The organism is Streptomyces nigrescens (assembly GCF_027626975.1).
In the GTDB taxonomy this organism is placed as follows: Bacteria; Actinomycetota; Actinomycetes; order Streptomycetales; family Streptomycetaceae; genus Streptomyces; species Streptomyces nigrescens.
Map to the genome: position 1 here is coordinate 21,406 of NZ_CP114203.1, position 18,363 is coordinate 39,768.

General features: G+C 68.6%; 17 protein-coding genes. 11 read left to right on the forward strand and 6 right to left on the reverse strand.

The features are described 5' to 3' along the window. Positions 1–125: 125 nt before the first annotated feature. The 3 genes from STRNI_RS00090 (at position 126) to STRNI_RS00100 (ending at position 2,034) form a co-directional block, all read left to right on the forward strand. Positions 126–443 carry a flavoprotein gene (locus tag STRNI_RS00090; protein WP_277410248.1) on the forward strand — a complete coding sequence of 106 codons (318 nt, stop codon included), beginning with the start codon at positions 126–128 and terminating at the stop codon, positions 441–443. A gap of 201 nt (positions 444–644) precedes the next feature. After that, positions 645–935: a hypothetical protein gene (locus STRNI_RS00095; RefSeq protein WP_277410249.1), complete on the forward strand. Its 291-nt coding sequence runs from the start codon at positions 645–647 to the stop codon at positions 933–935. A gap of 643 nt (positions 936–1,578) precedes the next feature. Beyond that, entirely contained in the window at positions 1,579–2,034 is a 456-nt protein-coding gene (locus STRNI_RS00100) for a hypothetical protein (RefSeq protein WP_277410250.1), read from the forward strand. Between the two features lie 357 nt (positions 2,035–2,391). Here the strand turns inward: STRNI_RS00100 and STRNI_RS00105 are convergent, their stop codons facing one another. From STRNI_RS00105 to STRNI_RS00120, 4 genes are all read right to left on the reverse strand, one after another. Next, positions 2,392–2,550, reverse strand: a complete 159-nt coding sequence (locus STRNI_RS00105) for a hypothetical protein (protein WP_277410251.1) — start codon at positions 2,548–2,550, stop codon at positions 2,392–2,394. A gap of 300 nt (positions 2,551–2,850) precedes the next feature. Continuing rightward, the gene (locus STRNI_RS00110; protein ID WP_277410252.1) at positions 2,851–3,237 is read right to left on the reverse strand and encodes a hypothetical protein; all 387 of its coding nucleotides are present in this window, start codon (positions 3,235–3,237) and stop codon (positions 2,851–2,853) included. 27 nt (positions 3,238–3,264) lie between these two features. Then, complete coding sequence (locus tag STRNI_RS00115) at positions 3,265–3,867, reverse strand: hypothetical protein (RefSeq protein ID WP_277410253.1); 603 nt, start codon at positions 3,865–3,867, stop codon at positions 3,265–3,267. Positions 3,868–4,590: 723 nt separating this feature from the next. Beyond that, positions 4,591–8,268 carry an nSTAND1 domain-containing NTPase gene (locus STRNI_RS00120; protein ID WP_277410254.1) on the reverse strand — a complete coding sequence of 1,226 codons (3,678 nt, stop codon included), beginning with the start codon at positions 8,266–8,268 and terminating at the stop codon, positions 4,591–4,593. 254 nt (positions 8,269–8,522) lie between these two features. On the opposite strand from STRNI_RS00120, the gene STRNI_RS00125 reads away from it, so the two are divergent. The 5 genes from STRNI_RS00125 to STRNI_RS00145 all read left to right on the forward strand — a co-directional run bounded on the left by STRNI_RS00125 (position 8,523) and on the right by STRNI_RS00145 (position 11,443). Further along, a complete protein-coding gene (locus STRNI_RS00125; RefSeq protein WP_277410255.1) occupies positions 8,523–8,936 on the forward strand; it encodes a hypothetical protein in 414 nt (137 codons plus the stop codon). 139 nt (positions 8,937–9,075) lie between these two features. Continuing rightward, positions 9,076–9,942 carry a hypothetical protein gene (locus STRNI_RS00130; protein WP_277410256.1) on the forward strand — a complete coding sequence of 289 codons (867 nt, stop codon included), beginning with the start codon at positions 9,076–9,078 and terminating at the stop codon, positions 9,940–9,942. 47 nt (positions 9,943–9,989) lie between these two features. Continuing rightward, positions 9,990–10,343, forward strand: coding sequence for a beta/gamma crystallin-related protein (locus tag STRNI_RS00135; protein ID WP_251083087.1), 354 nt, complete (start codon positions 9,990–9,992; stop codon positions 10,341–10,343). Positions 10,344–10,394: 51 nt separating this feature from the next. Next, entirely contained in the window at positions 10,395–10,934 is a 540-nt protein-coding gene (locus STRNI_RS00140) for a hypothetical protein (protein WP_277410257.1), read from the forward strand. A 20-nt stretch (positions 10,935–10,954) separates the two neighbouring features. Then, on the forward strand, positions 10,955–11,443 hold the full coding sequence (locus STRNI_RS00145; protein WP_251083089.1) for a DUF3592 domain-containing protein: 489 nt from the start codon (positions 10,955–10,957) through the stop codon (positions 11,441–11,443). 83 nt (positions 11,444–11,526) lie between these two features. Here the strand turns inward: STRNI_RS00145 and STRNI_RS00150 are convergent, their stop codons facing one another. Next, complete coding sequence (locus tag STRNI_RS00150) at positions 11,527–11,964, reverse strand: RapZ C-terminal domain-containing protein (RefSeq protein ID WP_277410258.1); 438 nt, start codon at positions 11,962–11,964, stop codon at positions 11,527–11,529. Between the two features lie 198 nt (positions 11,965–12,162). Further along, on the reverse strand, positions 12,163–12,294 hold the full coding sequence (locus STRNI_RS00155) for a hypothetical protein (RefSeq protein ID WP_277410259.1): 132 nt from the start codon (positions 12,292–12,294) through the stop codon (positions 12,163–12,165). A gap of 219 nt (positions 12,295–12,513) precedes the next feature. Between STRNI_RS00155 and STRNI_RS00160 the strand changes: the two genes are divergently transcribed. The 3 genes from STRNI_RS00160 (at position 12,514) to STRNI_RS00170 (ending at position 17,936) form a co-directional block, all read left to right on the forward strand. Then, positions 12,514–16,158, forward strand: coding sequence for an nSTAND1 domain-containing NTPase (locus tag STRNI_RS00160; RefSeq protein WP_277410260.1), 3,645 nt, complete (start codon positions 12,514–12,516; stop codon positions 16,156–16,158). Between the two features lie 757 nt (positions 16,159–16,915). Then, positions 16,916–17,149 carry a DUF6207 family protein gene (locus STRNI_RS00165; protein ID WP_277410261.1) on the forward strand — a complete coding sequence of 78 codons (234 nt, stop codon included), beginning with the start codon at positions 16,916–16,918 and terminating at the stop codon, positions 17,147–17,149. A gap of 133 nt (positions 17,150–17,282) precedes the next feature. After that, a complete protein-coding gene (locus tag STRNI_RS00170; RefSeq protein WP_277410262.1) occupies positions 17,283–17,936 on the forward strand; it encodes an HNH endonuclease family protein in 654 nt (217 codons plus the stop codon). The last annotated feature ends 427 nt before the right edge of the window (positions 17,937–18,363 follow it).

Here is an 18,363-nt window from a genome sequence, read left to right on the forward strand (position 1 = left end):
ACCGGCGACGGCGACCTCCCGCGAGCCTTCGGCGAGATCACCCCAGGCCGGTCCCCATCTGCGAGCCTCGCGATCTTCTCGGCATCGGACGACGGCTGGAAGGGACTCGGCTTAGCCAGCCGGACGTGCTGCCGGCGCCCGATGCGATCCTCGTCGCTCCGCTCACCAGCAACACGCTGCACAAGTGGGCCGCCGGCGCCTCGGACACCCTCGCTCTCGGGCTGGTCACCGAAGCGATCGGGCTGCGCATCCCGACCGTGGCCCTGCCGCACTGGAACGACGCCCAGCACGCACACCCAGCAGTGCCACGCAGCGTGGAGACCCTGCGAAAGGCAGGTGTGACCCTGCTGCTCGGCGACAACGGATTCACGCCCCACAAACCCCGACACGGCAACCTGGACGCGTATCCCTGGCAGGCCGCGATCGACACCCTGCCCACCTGACCCACCACTCCCCCGCCAGCCCGGCCACACGCCGAACCACCGCCGCACCCGCGCCGGGTCATTCCAAAATTTTGGAATGACCCGGCGGATCCTTGGGACCGACTCGCCCTCCACGCAGAGCGACCGGACCGATACGGCCGACACACTGCGGCGTTCAGCTCGTTGGTCTGGTAGCGGACCGACCGAACAAGGGCGAACGACATGACGCTGCTGGAGACGGAACCGGGGATGTCACGGGCGTGGATGGACTACGCACTGCAGCTGCGTGAGGTCCTCAAGGAATGCGGCGTGGCGACGCGCCCATGCCTGCCGGACGAGCGTGACGACTGCGGGCAGGACTACGCCCACCACTGCATGAGCTACCTCGCCGCGCTCAAAGCCAAGGCGGACAACGCTCTGTGGCACATGCACCACGGCCAGCCCGGCGGCGAACGGCTGGCCAAGGACCTCTACGAGCACTGGGAGCGCACCTTCGCACACGACTCCTCCTAGTGCGAACGGTTCCCGTAGACGGGCCCGCTGCCGACGGCCCGGCCCCGCACGTCCGACGGCGCCGCCACCGACGCCAGAGCCTTCGGACGGGCGTGAGCGAACGAACGGGACGTCAATTGGGAGGGGGACTCCACACCTCCGGCCCGCCGCCGCGCCATTCGATCAGCGGGTCGTTCAGCCGCACCTCTTCGGGATCAAGGCCGACCCGACGCAGGAACTCCAAAGGTCTTGCACGCCGTAGGCGACGCCGAGTATCTCAGCATCGGCGGGGCCGGCTGGTCGACACTAAGAGCAGGCGTGGCAAGCTCACCGCGGACAAGCTGCAGCAGTTGGCGGACCTGGGACTGGAGTGGGCATGAACCGCACGGTGACCAACGCGGCAGCCGGTCGTTGAGCACGACGGTCAAACGAAGCGCACAAGGTCCCGGACCTCCGGGACTTTGTGCTGCCACGCTCCCAACGAGCGGAACCCCGTAACACCGCCGCCCGGAAGGCCACCGAGATCGACAGCGTCGTGCCGAGGGCTTGCCTGGGGGGGCGCTGGCGGAGGAGCGGCGCGAGCAGCTGGAGGACATCGACCCGTCGTGAGTCGCGCGGTCGTGTGTCGCCTGGACCCCATGAGTGTGGCGCAGTACAACGCCCTATGGCACTGAACGGAACCAGCTGGTTCGACAGCAACAGCACCACGCAGTACGACCGGATCAAAACGGTCGACACGCTCCCGCGGCAGACCACCCGCGACGAACGAGTCGTCCGGCGGGGCTATGCCGTCGGACTGACCATCCAGGGGCTGGGCCAGACCTGGTTCTTCTTCCACCACCGGCCGCCCGCGGTCGCGTTCGGGCGCGCTGCGCGCATGTCGATCACCGCCACAGGGTGGGGCGTGTACAACGCCGCGAACGAGGTCCGCTACAACCCCGAAAAGCACCGCGACATTCACACCCTCTACATCCAGCCCGGCACCGAATGGGGCGGCAGCGCACAGCCCTCCGACGACGATCTCCCCGAATGGGTGGCCGGCTGCAACCCCACCCAGTCCTTGTGGGATCCGAACCTTGCCGCCAGCACCCGGCGCTCACGGCGCCTCGTCGGATCCTGACGGGTTACGGATGCGTGTTCACCTGGCCGACCCGCGCAGCGGCGCCCTGGCCGATGAAGTCGGCGCCGGGACCAAGGCCATCGTGCAGCACTTCGCCCAGGCCGCTCAGGCGCCAGTGCAGCACTAGATCGACGTCCCACCCGCCGTGCCCCAGCCTCCGAGGAAGTCGGCCAGGGCACGGCGCTGTTCTTCCTCCCGGGCGGTCTGCTGCGCGAGCACGGCGCGGTCGACGTACGGGGGCGATGGCGGCGAGGACCAGGCGCTGCAGCTCGCCCGGTTCGATATTGGTAGGTCCGGCTATTGGAACTTGCGGAGCTCTTCCCGCTGGCGGCGGGAGAAGTCAGCCGCGTAGGCGTTTCAGGAGGCTCCGGAGTGCTGGGTCCAGCGGGTGGCGGATCGGATATGGATGCCGAGGAGCTTGCTGAGGACGACGGCGGGGAGCCCGGCGGCGAGGTCGAGGAGGGCGGTGCTGCGGACCGGCCTCGCGCGGATGCCGAGGCGGTGGAGCCGTCGCATCAGCTGCTTGCCACTCAGCGGGCGGAGACAAATGAACCGGGGCCTGCTCTTCGCGCCCCAAGCCTCCGCCAAAACATCCCTCCGCACCCGCTACCACCAGCGGCCCCACGACAGCATGGCCCCGACCGGTTCGCCCGGCCGGGGCCATGTTGCTTGCCCGGCCTGCCCCAGCCTTCGGGGCAGGCCCATGCTTCAAACGCTCAGGCAGGTGCGTTGAGCTTCACCTTGGTGTTCCTGGCCTTGTGGTAGCCGGTGTGGAAGTTCCTCGCCATGCCGCCGCAGCCCTTGTAGGTCCTCTGCTTAGAGAGGCATCTCCAGGTGAAGGGTGCTCTGCTGGTCTCCGCATCTGAGCATCAAGGTCAGCGTCAAAGACTTGGCTGTGGGAGGAGGGGCGGGCTGCACGGTAAGTGTCCCTTCGGTGAAGCGGCCTTCTGCGTCTGTGCCGAAGGCACCGCCGCCATCCAGATACTCCCCTCCGAGGTCGTCAACGGCTTCCACGGAGAGAAAGATCGGCGGGCCGGCCTCCGCAAGGGACCCGTCCGGCTCGTCCCGCCACCGCTCCGGCAGAGGCGGTGTCACGCGGTAGGCGACCTCGATCGACTCCACGCTTACGGTGCATCGCCTGACGGTCAGCTCGTGTTGCCCCTTCAGGATGGAGAACTTCTTGCCTGCGATGTCCTTGCCCATCAGGTACTCCTCGTCGGTTCCCCTGGCTCAGCCCGAGTTCTTGGGCGGTACCTGGCAGGTGATGTAGCGCGTAGCACCGGCCCTGGGGTTGCTGTGGCTTTTGATGAGCCAGAAGAACGTGATCTTGTTCTTGGTCCTGATCGTGTGCTTCTTGCTGCTGCCCTTGCGGTTGTACTTGTTCATGCTGCCGTGGAAGTCATAGGTGCTGACCCTGGAGTGGGGCCCATAGGGTGCATTGATGCTGTGGTTGTTGACCCAGGCATTGGGCATGGAAACAGTCACGGCAGGCCCGAGCTTGGCACGTGCTCGACCGGTCAGCTTGAAACTCCACCGGACCGTGCCGCGCGGCGTCCTGTCCCAGTCGACATTGGCCACGCTGTGCTTCCAGACTCCTGTGCACTTCTTGTTAGCCGGCGTAAACGCGTGTATCTCCTGGGCCCGGTGCAATACTCGGGCATACGTGGCAGCCTGGCTCTCACCAGACGGTATGGCGATCATCTCGCCGACATTGTCCCTGGACGCGGCGTGAGCTGGTGTCACTCCGCCCATCAGCAGCGCCGCACTGACCGTGGAGCCGACAAGCACTAAGCGGTGTTTCGCCCTGAGCATGTGAACCTCTCCCATCTGCATTTCTGGAGTCCGTACAGACTCCAGTTCATTGCGTGCAGTTACCGGACAACACGCACTCAGGGAAACGCCCAGTTCCTGCACGAACGTCAGGAAGGCGTTAACGTGCCCCACCTGGCGAGCCCCGTGTATGGCCGGCAGGTCTCGTCAGCGGCACCCGCAGCCGCGTTCCGAGAGCGGCGGCGCGCCGGCCCCAGACCACGGAGAGGGGCGAGCGAAGCTCGGGGGCTTTCGCTGCTCGCGGTCAGCGGCCCACGCCCCAGGGCCTACACTCCTCCCTCGTCAGGAAGGCGGCCCGGCACCGAGAGCACTGGTACCGCTGCTCCGGGCGCTTGATCAGGTGGTGAGTCACCGGACTGCCTCCCGCTGGAGGCCAGGAAGACCGGCGCGCTTGCGTCCCGGATACCCCGGGCACCACCCCGCACAGCGGATACCCGATTGCTTACCCCACCCCGGGTACCCCACAGGTGAGCAGTGTTTATGCGCTGCGCGTCGGACACGGCCATCACAGCGCCGCAACGCCGCGACTGGGCAGCCACCGTCGGCCATGGAGCATGGCCGACGCCGGAATATCGGCCATCGGCCATGTAGCGGACCAGCCAGACCCGTCGCAAAGGCAGTGCCGATGGTATTGCCGTCAAGGCTGAACTCCACGTCGTTCACATCCCCACGGTGTCCCTTCAGATCCCGGACGCCCGACGCGGGGCCTTCTACTGGCCGGGCAGGTCAGGGACAGGGCCCTTCTTCCGGTAGCGCGGGAATCAGTTCTCCCCAATGGTTCGCTTTGCTCTGTCGGCAGACGCGGGTGGCGATGTGGTCGGCGTTGAGATCCCAGAGCCGGAGTCTGGGACCACCCACGCTGATGAGGGTGCGGCTATCGGGGGTGAAATCCAGTTTCGGAAGATAGGAGTCCGGGTCGTCTGGGAGTGGTGCACGGTAGCTGGTGAGGGTGGCGGTAGTGCGGTGGGTGGCGGGGTCCCACAGGCGGATGGTGCGGCCCGGCCCGCCCGTGGCCAGTGTGTTGCCGTCTGGGCTGAAGCGGACGGAGGTGATCCTTCCGCTGTTGTCGGTGAGGGTTGCCCGTGCCTGGTGGCTGGCGACATTCCACAGGCGGATGGTGCGGTCGTCGCCGGCGGAGGCCAGGGTTTTGCCGTCCGGACTGAAATCGATGGCGAAGAGAGTGTTGGTGTGTCCGGTGAGGATGGCCTTTCGTCGGCCGGTGGTGACGTCCCACAGTTGGATGGTGCGGTCGTCACCGGCGGAAGCCAGGGTTTTACCGTCCCGGCTGAACGCGATCGCTTGGACCGAATCGGAGTGCCCGGTGAGCACGGAGATCGTGTGTCGGGTGGCCAAGTTCCACAGACGAATGGTGTGGTCGTATCCGGCTGTGGCCAAGGTGCGCCCGTCCGCGGAGATTTCGAGGTCGGTGACGGTGGTGTTATGGCTGTCAAGCGTGGCCAGGAGCCGGCCGGTCGGATAGCTCCACAGCATCGTCTTGGAGTTGGTGGCTGTGGCGAGGACTCGGCCGTCACGAGTGAAGGCTGCGTTGCCTGTCACGTAAGCGGGTGGTGTGCGGAAGGCGCTGGTAAGGCGCCGGCGGGCGGTATCCCAGGAGGTGATCTTTCCCCCGAAGCTGGCTGTTGCTACGACGTTGCTGTCGGGTCGCAGTGCGATGGCGGAGATCATGTCCGGGTCAGAGAAGAAGCCGGAGGAGGTCACCTCATGCGTACGCAGGTCCCACAGGCGCGTGTGACGCGAGGTGTCGACGGACGCGACAGTGCGGCCGTCCGGCCGCCATGCCACCGCACGGACCGGAGGCTCGCCCAGGCTTGCGGTCTTGTGCCCGGTTCTTGTGTCCCACACTGAAACTCCGCCCGTGCCTACCGGTCTGGCTGTGAGTAGCTGCCTGCTATCGGGAGCGAAGGCGAGTGCTGGTGCAGCGCTGTCGTACACGGACAGGGTCTTCTTCAGTCTGTGGCCGGAGGCTGTCCACAGCTTCGCGGTGCCGTCGTTGCTGGCAGTGGCGAGGGTGTGTCCGTCGGGGCTGAAGGCCACGGTGGTCACGGCGTCGCCGTGACCGGTCACAGTGGAGGTCCACCGGTGGGTGTTGACGCTCCAGAGCCTGGTCCTACTGTCGTCCCCGCCCATCGCGAGGGTGTGTCCGTCGGCGCTGAAGGCCACGGCGTTGACCGCCCCGCTAAGCCCGGTAATAGTCTCCTTCGGCTTATGTGAGGACGTGTTCCACAGGCGGACTGTTTTGTCGGCGCCAGCTGTGGCGAGGGTATGGCCGTCGCGGCTGAACGCCACACCGTTGACCGCTCCCTTGTGGCTGGTGAGGACAGCTTTGGCGCGATGCGTGGTGAGATCCCACAGACGTACCGTGCCATCGTCGGCGGCGGTAGCCAGGGTACGGCTGTCGGGTGCGATGGCTATCGCATTGACGCCGGCGACGTGCCCCACGAGGGTCGCAAGCAGACGGTGGCCGGTGGAATCCCAGAGTTTGACGGTGTGGTCGTCGCTGGCGGTGACCAGAGTGCGGCCGTCGGGGGCGAAGGCCAGAGTGGTCACGTTACGGGTGTGGCCGCCAAGGCGGTTGGCACCGTACTCGGCATACGCACTGATCAGGGCGGAGCGGGCTTCGTCGGTGTGAGCGTGTTGGTAGCCCGCCAGTGCTGTCAGCAGCGCGGCCTCCGGCTGGTCGGTTGCCGCATCCGCTGCTTGGCCCGCCAGTTCACGGGATCGTGCCGACTCACGAAGCTCGTTGGACGTGACGGCTCGTTGGACGGCGATGGTGCCGGCGATGAGGGCAAGGACACATAACGCGGCCACGGCCGCGGCGGCTCGGCGTGAGCGGCGTGCCGCGCGGGCCGCGTGCTCTCGCTCTGTCACGCGGGCGGCGATTCCGGCGTCGAGGAATGCGGTTTCGAGTGCGTTGAGTGCGCTGCGTGCTTGGTCTGCGAAGGCTTCTTCTGCGCGGGTGAGTCGGGTGCCGCGGTAGAGGGTTCCGGGGTCGCGGTCGAGTTCCTGCCAGCTGGTGGCGTCGTGGGTGAGCTGGCGGTGCAGGCGGATGCGGTCGCGCTCGTCGGTGATCCAGCTGTGGAGCCGGGGCCAGGCGGTGATCAGTGCTTCGTGTGTGAGACGGACGTGGCCGTCGTCGAGGGTGAGCAGCCGGCTGTGGGCGAGGCGGTTGAGAACCGCGTCGGTCTCGGTCTGCGCTCGTTGGGTGTGGGGCTCGGTGGTGGTGAATTCTGTGCGGGCGGTGGGGCGGTGGGTGTCCTGGGTGCCGTTTCCCGGTGCGATGAGGCGGAGCAGGATGTGGCGGGCGAGGGTGGCCTGGTCTGGTGTGAGCTGGTGGTAGGCGTCTTCGGCGGTGCGGGCGATGGAGCCGTGCAGAGCGCCGGCGGCTTCATAGGCCTGGGTGGTCAGCGTTCGTCCTCGCCGGCGGCGCCAGGTTTCCATCAGAGCGTGGGACATCAGCGGCAGGGCGCCGGGTTCGTCCCCGACGTCCTTGATGATGCGGGTGGTCAGGTCCCGTTCGACGATCAGTCCTCGGGATACGGCCGGCCTCACGATGGCTGCCCGTAGCTGGTCCTTGTCCATGGGGCCGACCAGCACTGCGGTGTCCTTGAGAGCGGCCGCCAGGTTCCGGTGGGCGGCGCAGTGGCCGAAGAAGTCGGCCCGTACGGCAAGGACCACGCGAAGTCGGCTGGTCTCGTCGCGCGCGGCCAGCAGTCGCTCCAGGAAGACCCCGCGTTCGGCTTCGTCGTTGCAGACGGTGAACAGCTCTTCGAACTGATCCACCAGCAACCAGGTTTCCCCGGGCCCGGCGGCCGGCTCCAGACGTTTGGGATGCGCCATGGGGTGTGCGCCGGGGGTGAGGATGCGCACAGCGGCCGGCGCCTGGTGGGCGGCACCGTCTGCGTGGCGCAGGCCGGGGACGAGCCCGGCGCGCAGCAGTGAGGACTTGCCACTGCCGGAGGCACCCACCAGCGCGGTGACACGGTGCCGGCGGGCGGTGCCGGCCAGTTGGGCCGTCAGCTCGTCACGGCCGAAGAACAGCTCCGCATCACCCGGCTCGAAGCGGACCAGCCCCCGGTAGGGCGGATCGGTGTCGTCCTCCGGCGAGCGGGGCTGCTGGGATACCGCCTCGTCGGCCTCCGTCCAGCGGCGTCGCCACTCCTCCTCGTCACCGCCGCAGGCCCGCACGTACGCCAGGAGCACCGACAGGGTCGGCAGGCGTTCGCCGGCGGCCGCCTGCGACAGCGTTGCCGCGGAGTACCCCGCTCGTCGGGCCATGGCCCGGTAGGCCGGCGCACCCGCCTCGTCCCGGAGCTTGCGTAACTCATAGGCGAAACGCTGGACCGGTCCGTCCTGCGGATCGATCGGATTCTCCGGACGCCCCACCCGAGTCCCCCAAAGATCTTCTGTACTTGCCCGCCAGCTTAGGAACCGCGCCACCAGGCCACAACGGCGCCGAGATCAAGCGCAGCCCCGGGCTCATTGATTAGTGCAGCTGAGAGGGGGTGCTAATCAACACTGCGGCGGGTGAACTCGATGTTGTCAGGCCGCTCCTCCCCCGCTTCGGGGCATGGGCGGACCGACCCAATCGATCACGAGCATCACGCATCCCGCGTGATCACTAGCCAAAGGAACACATCATGCGTATTCGCCACATGGCCACTGCGGGCGCCGCCGCCGCGGCCCTCACCCTCGGTGTCGCACTGCCGGCCTCTGCCAGCGACGCGCAGCCGTCCGTCGAGCGGTCCCACACGGTGGCCGCCCACCACACCGCCGGCCTCGGGGCGCTCATGGCCAGCAAAAAGGTCCAGGTCTTCCAGCATGCCGTCTACGAGGGCCGGAACACGACTTTCACGTCGTCCAAGTGGGATCTGAGCAAGGACGGCTGGGACAACACCATCAGCTCCGCCAAGAACCTCGGCACCCGCACGGTCACCTTCGCCTCCGACGAGAAGGGCACCGGCGCCAAGTTCTCCCTGGCAGGAGGCGACCGGGAGGCGCACTTCGGCTACCGCGGCTTGCCGGACACCACGACCTCCGTCATGTTCCGCTAACAGCAAGTCCTGAGCTCCACGGACAGCGCGTTGCTGACGGGCGGGGTGCGGCCACGGGGGACCGCATCCCGCCCTGCCCCGCCCCGCCGCCCCACTCCACGCGCACCGCGTATCACGCGCTGCACGACGAGAGGCCACCATGCCGCCCTCCCACACCCGGAACACCGCCGCGCTCACCCTGCTGCTCCTGGCCACCACCGCCTGCACAGCCGCCGAGCACGAACCCACACCCACCCCGCACTCCCCGCCGGTGTCCCGGCAGGCCAGGCAGCTCCGCCTTCCCCTGGACGCCTACGCACCGAGCGTGGCCGAGACCCACCTCGTGGAAGACGCGCAGGACATCCTCATACGCCGGTGCATGAAGGACCGGGGCATGGACTGGAAGAGCCTGCCCCCGGTGGACGCCCAGGACGCCGAGCCGCCGAACCTGCGACGATACGGAGCCGACGAAGCCGAAGCCCTCCGCAACGGCTACAGCCCGAGCCCCGAGGCGCCATCCGTGGTACGGCGCAACCGCGCCTGGGACGCACGCGAGGCACTCCCCGCCGAGGTACAGCGCGCGGCCTACGGCCCCTCCGGCGAGGGCGGCTGCCTCAAGACCGCCCAGCACCAACTCGTCGGCGACACCCCTCCACTCGACTTCCACGCCTTCAACCAGCTGACCGGCACCGCCCTGGAAAACTCCCGGCGCACCCCCGAAGTACGCAACGCCCTGCACCGGTGGCACACCTGCATGGCGAAGGCGGGCTACGACTACCCCGACCCCTACGCGGCCGCCGGCGACAAGCGCTGGAAGACGGCCGAACCCGCCCCGGCCGAACTCGCCACCGCCCGAGCCGACGTGACCTGCCAGAAGTCGACACAGTTGGTGAAGGTATGGGCAGCAGCCGAGACCCGCGTCCAACACCGCCTGATCCGGCAGCACACCGACCGCCTGCACGAGGTGAAGGCCCGCAAGGACCGCTGGCTGGCAGCCGCCCGCCGCGTCCTGAGCCACGAGGGCTGAACGCGCCATCCGCATCTTCCGGCAATCAACCTCCAGAGGAGTCCATCATGCCCATCGGTCGTACAGCCGCTGCGGTAGCCGCCGCTGCCGCACTCACCCTCGTCTCCGCGCTGCCGGCCTCCGCCGACGGCTACCGGGCCGCCACCCCGCCCGAGGCCGGCCGGGCCAAGGTCAACGTCTACACACACCCCTCTTTCCACGGCAGGTACACGGCCTTCACCCACAGCATGCCGAAGCTGGCGGCCGGCGGCTGGGACGACATCGGCTCCGCCAGGAACACCGGTAGGCGCACCGCCGTCTTCTACCAGTACGCCAACTACCGCGGCGCCAGTTTCTCCCTGGCACCGGGCAAGTCGGAGCCCCACTTCGGCGGCACGTCCGGCTCGCTCCGTTTCCGCTGACCGGCCGAAGCCCTCCGCAACGGCTACAGCCCGAACCCCGAGGCGCCATCCGTGGTACGGCGCAACCGCGCCTGGGACGCACGCGCGGCACTCCCGGCCGAGGTACAGCGCGCGGCCTACGGGCCCTCCGGCAAGGGCGGCTGCCTCAAAGCCGCTGACCATCAACTCGGCGGCGACACTGCGCCCCTCGACTTCCACGCCTTCAACCAGCTGACCGGCACCGCCCTGGAAACCTCCCGACGCACCCCCGAAGTACGCCACGCCCTGCACCGATGGCACACCTGCATGGCCAAGATCGGCTTCGACTACCCGGCCCCCTATGCCGCCGCCGACAACGAGCGCTGGGAAACGGCCGAAATCACACCCGCCGAACTCGCCACCGCCCGCGCCGACGTGACCTGCCAGAAGCCGACTCGGTTGGTGAAGGTGTGGGCAGCGGCCGAGACCCGCATCCAGCACCGCCTGATCCAGCAGAACACCGACCGCCTGCGCGAAGCCAAGGCCCGCAAGGACCGCTGGCTGGCAGCCGCCCGCCGCGTCCTGAGACGCGAGGGCCGCACAAACCACCAGCACCACCTGTCCGACCAGTAACCGTCCAAAGGAGTTCCGACATGGAGTTTGAGGTTCAGGCGCGTGGGCGGGCTACCCGCCGGTTTATCGCGATTATTCTGATCGCGCTCGGGGTGATTTTCTTAGTCCTCGGGTTGGTCCTGGCGGGGGCGTCGGCCTCATTCCTGTCGGACGCGAAGCGGACCCGGGGCTCAGTGGTGTCGCTGGAGTGGCGCGAGGACGACCACGGGGAGAACCACCCGCCCGCGGCATACCCGGTAGTCGAGTTCACGTCCGCCGATGGCATGCCGAGGCGATTCCAGAGCTCGACGGGCTCCAATCCGCCCTCATACGAGAAGGGTGAACGGGTCGAGGTGCTGTACCGCGCCGATTCCCCCGAGGATGCGCGGATCAACGGGTTCGCCTCACTGTGGCTGCTGCCGTTGATCTTTGGTGGGACCGGGTTGCTGATGTCGGCGGGCGGGACAGCCGTTGCCATGGCACGGCGGTGGAGTTCGAGGAGGACGCGGATTCAGACTCCAGCGACCTGAATGCCCGTCACCGCCTTGGCCGGTGAACATCCGAAGCCGCGCGACGGGGCGCCGGCGACGGCGGCCTGCGAGGCCAGCCGGCGCTAGTCGGAGGCGGGCAGGACCGGGTGGTCGATGTGGTGGTGCTCGGCCTCGACGCCACACTCACCGCCCCAGGCGGCCCAAGCGCGGCGTGCGACTGCTTCCGCGACCGCCACGGAGCGGTGCCGGCCTCCCTGGCACGCCACGGTCAGGCGGACCAGACGGCCCCAGGGGACTTCGTCGGCCAGCGTGCGGAGCTGGACGGCGGTCCGGGTGATCAGCTCCCGGGCCCCGGAGGTAGCTAGGACGTGGGCGTAGACCTTGGTGTCCAGGCCGGTGAGGTAGCGCATGGCGGGGTCGTCGGCGGGGTTGCGCAGAGCATGCCGCAGGTCGAGGTACAGGCCGTCGGTGACGAGGTCGTGGGCGCCGGGGTGGCGGGCGCCGATCGAGCGGATGACCGCGGTGACGGGGCCTCGCCCGTCCAGGTGTGTGATCTGCATGGCCACCACGATTCCGGCCCGGTGAGTGCTGCGGTAGGAAGCGCGGCTGGCCGCGGCGCCTGGCGCGAAGCCGGCACCGCCCTCACGGCCACCAGGCGCTTGCGCACTACCGGTCCGTACGCCACTGCCTGGCAGCCGGGTTGCCCCGGGAAGCAGCACCCGCCGCTCGCGCAGCCCCGCAGGTGACCGCCAAGCTGGTCATGCAGGAGCCCCCGCACGCGCCGGAGCCTCGTTGGTGGCCGCCTGTACGGAAGGCGCGGCGACACCGATGGCGAGCACCGCAACTACGCCTGCCACGGTGCCTGCAGTGCCGTTCTTGCTGATCCGCATGTGCTTCCCTTCATTTAGTGGTTGAGATGGCGACGAACCGCTCGTTGGCCGGAGCGGGTGGCGGTCCGACGACATCGAGTTCACCGTGCCGGAAAGTCGTTTGGCACCCCTGTTGAGCTGCAATGATCAATCGGCCCAGATCCACTGGTGCGGGCAGTGGTGCCGTTGCTGCCCCTGTGCGGGGTGCCTAGGGTGGTGGTGACCCGAGGGGGAGGGTTCATGGGGCGTCCGGAGAATCCGATCGATCCGCAGGCCGGACCGGTGCAGCGGTTCGCGTTCGAGTTACGCAAGCTCCGCGATGAGGCCGGCACACCGGCATACCGTGCGATGGCACGGCGTGCGGGGTATTCGGCGGCGACGCTGTCGCAGGCTGCGGCGGGTGAGCGGCTGCCGACCCTGCCCGTGCTGATGGCCTTCGTGGAGGTGTGCCGCGGGGATACGACGCATTGGCAGAGCCAGTGGGAGCAGGTGAACGATGAACTGACCCAGCTGCCCCGTGGGGATGACGACGCCGATCCGCCCTACAGGGGGCTGGCGCGGTTCGAACCAGGGGACGCGGAGCTGTTCTTCGGCCGCGACCAGCTCGTCGACGACCTCCTGCACTTAGCTCGCGGTCACCGCGTCACAGCCGTCGTCGGAGCTTCCGGAGGCGGTAAATCCTCCCTCTTGCGCGCAGGCCTCGTGCCCCGCCTGCGTCACACAGACGATCCCGCCCTGCGGCCGGCAGCCGTGCGTATCCTCACCCCGGGCGAGCACCCGCCCTCCGCTGACAACCGGCGTCTGACACCGAAGGACTCACCTGGTTCGCAGGCCGACACCTGGCTTGTCGTCGACCAGTTCGAAGAGCTCTACACCCTCTGCCAGGACCCGGCCGAGCGCGCTGCCTTCCTCGAGGCTCTCCTTCAAGCCCGTGACCCGTCCAGCCGCCTGCGGGTTGTCCTCGCGGTACGAGCGGACTTCTACGGCCGGTGCCTGGAGCACAAGGGCCTGACCACAGTGCTGCGGGAGGCAGCCCTGCCGGTGAGTGCCATGGCGCCCGGCGAACTCAGGGAAGCCATCGTCAAACCCGCAGCCGCCCAAGGCCTGATCGTCGAACGTGAGCTGACCGCCCGCATCCTCAAGGACGTCGAGAACGAGTCCGGCGCGCTGCCGCTGATGTCCCATGCCCTGATGGAAACCTGGCGCCGCCGACGCGGCCGGGCACTGACGATCCAGGCCTACGAAGCGGCCGGCGGCCTCCACGGCGCTATCGCCCGGACCGCCGAGGACACCTACCACGACCTCGCCCCGGCCCATGCCGGGCTCGCCCGCCGCATCCTGCTCCGCCTGATCGTCCCCGGAAGCGGCACCGAAGACACCCACCGCCCGACACCACGTTCCGAGTTCGCCACCGACGGCACCTGTGCCGGGGACGACAGCGACGCGGTCCTCGACCGGCTTGCTGACAGGCGCCTGATCGCCCTCGACGACGGCAAGGTCTCCCTCGCCCACGAGGCGCTGATCACCGCCTGGCCTCGCCTGCAGAGCTGGATCAACGAGGAACGCGACCGCCTGCGCCTGCACCGCCGGCTCACCCGCGACGCCACCACCTGGCACGACCTCGATCGAGACCCCGGCGCTCTCTACCGCGGCTCACGCCTAGTCCAAGCCGAGGAAACCTTCACAGGCCCTGGCCACGAGGCACTCAACCCACAGGAAGCCTCCTTCCTTGATGCCTCGATCACCGCTGGGCGTCGCCACGAGCGCCGCACCCGCTACGCCGTGATCACCCTCGTCACCCTTCTGGTGTGCGCACTGCTGGCGATGGGCATCGCATTCCAACAGCGATCGGACGCGGAAGAGCAGCGCCAGGTGGCGGTCTCCCGCCAGTACGCCGCCCAGTCCGGGGAATTGCGCGAACAACAGCCCGAGGCAGCGGCACTCACCGCGCTCAAGGGTTATCAGCGGGCGCACACCGCCGCAGCCAGAGGCAGCCTGCTCAGCGCTCATTCGGCCTTCAGAGCCAACCAGTTCACCGGGCATAGCGGTTTCGTGAACGCCGTGGCCTACTCGTCCGACGGTCGCACGATCGCCACCGGGAGCGAGGACCGGACGGTCAAATTGTGGGACGCGAGCACCCATCGGCTGCTCGGCACACTCATCGGCCACACCGACGCGGTGACCTCGCTTGCCTTCAGTCGAGACGGCCGAACCCTGGCCAGCGGAGGTAACGACCGGACCGTGCGCCTGTGGAATCTACGCACCCAGCGCACCACCGCGATCCTCTCGGGCCCCACGAACTGGGTGAGGTCGGTGGCATTCTCCGCGGACGGCCACACCGTGGCCGCGGCCACCGGCGCGGCCGTCCGCCTGTGGGACGCACGGTCCGGGTACAGGGTGACCGACCTTGTCGGGCACTCTGCCTATGTCGTAGCGGTGGCCTTCTCGCGCGACGGCCGCACGCTGGCCAGCGCCAGCGGTGACAACACCGTCCGCCTGTGGGACGTGGCCGAGCGGCGGACCACGGCCGTGCTCCGCGGCCACACCGAACCCGTCCGCTCCCTTGCCTTCACCCCCGACGGACACGCTCTCGCCAGCGGGAGCGGTGACCGGACCGTACGGCTCTGGGACATCGGTACTCGCCGCACTTCTGCCATCCTCACCGGTTTCGACGATGGAACCGCGACGCTGGCGTTCTCCCCGGACGGCCGCACCCTGGCCACCGGCAGCGGCGATGACCACGTACAGCTCTGGGATGTGAAGGCCCGCCGCCGTACCGCCGTCATCAGCGCGCGCGTCCACGGGACGAGCGCGCTTGGCTTCTCCCCGGACGGCCACACCCTGGCCGCCCCCGACAGCGCAGACGAGGGAGCGGTGCGGTTACGGGACACCCGCTCCCACCAGACAACTGCCGCCTTCGGCGGTCGCCGGGAGGCGGTGAGATCGATTGCTTTCTCCCCCGACGGCCGGCTGATCGCAACCGCCGGCCGCACACTGCGCCTCTGGTCCGCTACGAACCCACGACCGCTGCGCACCCTCGCCACCTCCGCCGAGCTCACCTCGGGTCTCGTGTTCTCCCCGGGCGGGCGGAGGCTCGCCTCCGTCCAGACCGACGGCACCGTGCGGCTTTGGGACGTGGCCACCGGCCACGCGGTGGCCACGTTCAAGGGGCACATCAGCGCTTCCGCGGCCGTGGCCTTCTCACCGGACGGGACGACGCTCGCCACAGTGTCCGACGAGCGCACGGTGCGGCTGTGGGACATGGCTACCCACCGGATGAAGGGCGTGCTCAGGGGGAGGACCGGGGGACTGTCCGCCGTTGCTTACTCATCTGACGGCCGGGCGCTGGCCGCCACGTACAACGGCAGCGACTACGGAACCCGCAGCACGGTGCAACTGTGGGACATTGCCCGGCAGCATCCCGTCGCCACCTTCTCCGGCCGTGCTCCCGCCCTGTTCACGGTCGCGTTCTCACCCGACGGCAAGACACTCGCCACCGCAGGAGCGGGCCTCGTGGTGCGCCTGTGGGACGTGGCGTCCCGGCAACCGGTCGGCACCTTAGAAGGCCACTCCAACAACATTGAATCGGTCGCCTTCAGCCCGGACGGGCAGACCCTGGCCAGCGCCAGTTACGACAACACCGTCCGCCTCTGGGACGTGACGGCACGGCGGACCACGGCCGTCCTCAGCGGCCACAAAGACTGGGTGTACTCCGTGGGATTCAGCCCAGACGGGAGCAGCATCGTGACCGACAGCACCGACGGGTCGGCGCGGCTGTGGGACATCGACGCGGGCCGGGCCGCAGCGGACATCTGCGCCCTCAGCCGCACCAACCACTGGAGGGACCTGAGGCAGGGACTGCTAGAGCGATCGCCTTGCGCCTGATGGGAATACCGCTGCGCACCTCGCTGCCGGGCTGGCGCGACTTCTTCACCGCCTCGGCCAGGAGCACTTCCTTGAGGAGCTTGGCTGCGGCGCACCTCCGTCCGGTCGGTGCGCCGCAGTCCGCGGCCGTGACCGGGCCACACGGCGAACGTAGCGGCAACAGTGTGCGGGGCGACGCGGCAGGCCCATACGGGTCTGGGCCGTTGGTCGGTGGGCCTGCGGAAAGGCGGAGTTCGCCCAGCAGCACCGCGGCCGCTTGGAGGAGATGCTGCGCGCGTACGGGCCGGGCAGCGTGCGGTCGCTACATGCTGATCGGCCAGTCCGAGAGCCTGGTCATCTGCGAACGCGCTTCGCCTGCCTTCTGCCGCTGCACCCGGAGCTTGCTCGCCAGGTAGTGACGTTTCCGGGATCTGGCCCGAGTGGTAGGTCCGCCGGTGCTTGGCGATCGGAGACAGCAGCACAGCCTCGCCGTCGGCGTCGGTGTCGATAGCTCTCTGGAGTGCACGCGGCTGCAGACAGGATCAGCAGCGGGCAGGCCAGAGCGGTCAGGCGGCGCGCGGAGAGCACGGAGCCCCAGGGCAAGTGAGGTGAAGTCAGCTCCATGGATCTCCCCATCGCACCAGGCCGCGTCACGTGGAACCGAAGTACGGAAGCACGTCTTCGCACCGCGGACAGTTACATGGAAGTGCCTGCCCACGTCCGAGTGACTTCCGCAGTCGTGACGAACTCCCCCAGCGGTCGGTGCGTCTGTCTGGCCATGGAGATCTCTGAAGAGCACCTGTGCGAGCCGGGCCTGGTCGTCATCGACATCACCGCGGCCGACGAAGCAACCGCCATCCAGGCCGCGACGGTGCTCGGCGGGCTGTGGCTGTCCAGCGGGCCCTCCGCCCCCTGGCACACCCCCGGCCAAGCCGGCGTCACCGTCCGCGCCTACGCCGACCAGCGCCGCCCACCCCTGACCGGCGACAGCTTCGCCCCCGGCACTACCTGAACTCCACCGGCTAGAGGAGTCGCGTAACCCTGCCGGGCGCGTTTCGCTGCCCCGGTACGACTAGCCACTCCCCCGAGTGACCACCACCCCTGTTCCCGCGCGACAACCGACGCTACGGCGCTATCAACAGATCATGATCAAGACGACTGCCCGCGCCTTCGCGGCCGCGGCCCTCGCCCTGCTGCCCCTCACCACCGCCACCACCACCGCTCATGCGGCCGAGACGCTCAGCCTGCACGACGGAATCGAAGCCCTCCCCCAGGCCGCCGAGTCCCGCGACGGCTACGAGCGCACCAAGTTCAAGCACTGGATCGACGAGGACAAGGACGGCTGCAACACGAGGGCGGAAGTCCTCCTCGCCGAAGCCGCCACAGCGCCCACCGTCGGAGCCGGCTGCAAAATCACCGGCGGAACCTGGCGCTCCTACTACGACGACACGACCGTCCAGGGGCCGTCCGGCCTGGACATCGACCACATGGTGCCGCTGGCCGAAGCCTGGGACTCCGGCGCATCCCAATGGACCGCAGCCCGGCGCCAGGCATACGCCAACGACCTCGGCGCCGAACGCTCCCTGGTCGCCGTCACCGCCAAGAGCAACCGCTCCAAAGCCGACCAGGACCCCGCCCAGTGGATGCCGCCGGCCGCCGACGCCCAGTGCACCTACCTGTCCGACTGGGTGAGCACCAAGCTCCGCTGGTCGCTGACCATCGACCGCACCGAACGCGACACCCTGCGACAGCTCGCCGCCGGCTGCGAGAGCACCGACGTGGAGTTCGAGCGGGTGTAGCCAACAAGTCCGGTCCGGCTGGGATTCATCCCGGCTGTCTGCTGGCCCCGAAGCGGACGCATGGGGCCAGCAGCATGGGCAGCGCGCGTTCGTTCAACGCGTGATTGCACAGCTGGCCTCCTGCCAGGGGCCCTGATGGCCTGTTCGCTCGGGGCTCGACTCCCAGGTAGCTAAACTCAATACTTTGCCGACCTGTCGCTTTGCGAGGAACCTCGTGCTCGGTACAGAGGCGAGACGCTACGGCAGCATCCTGAGGAGACGGTCATGAGTGAACCTGTTGACCCGAGGCTTGCCTATTCCGTGACCTCTGGCCCGACGCCGTCCCCAACGCCCGGCCCGACTCCTGACCCTGACCCCCAGCCCTCCCCGCCCGGCCCCGCTCCGGAGCCCGAGCCCACACCCTCCCCCTCGGGGCCGCACCTTCCGC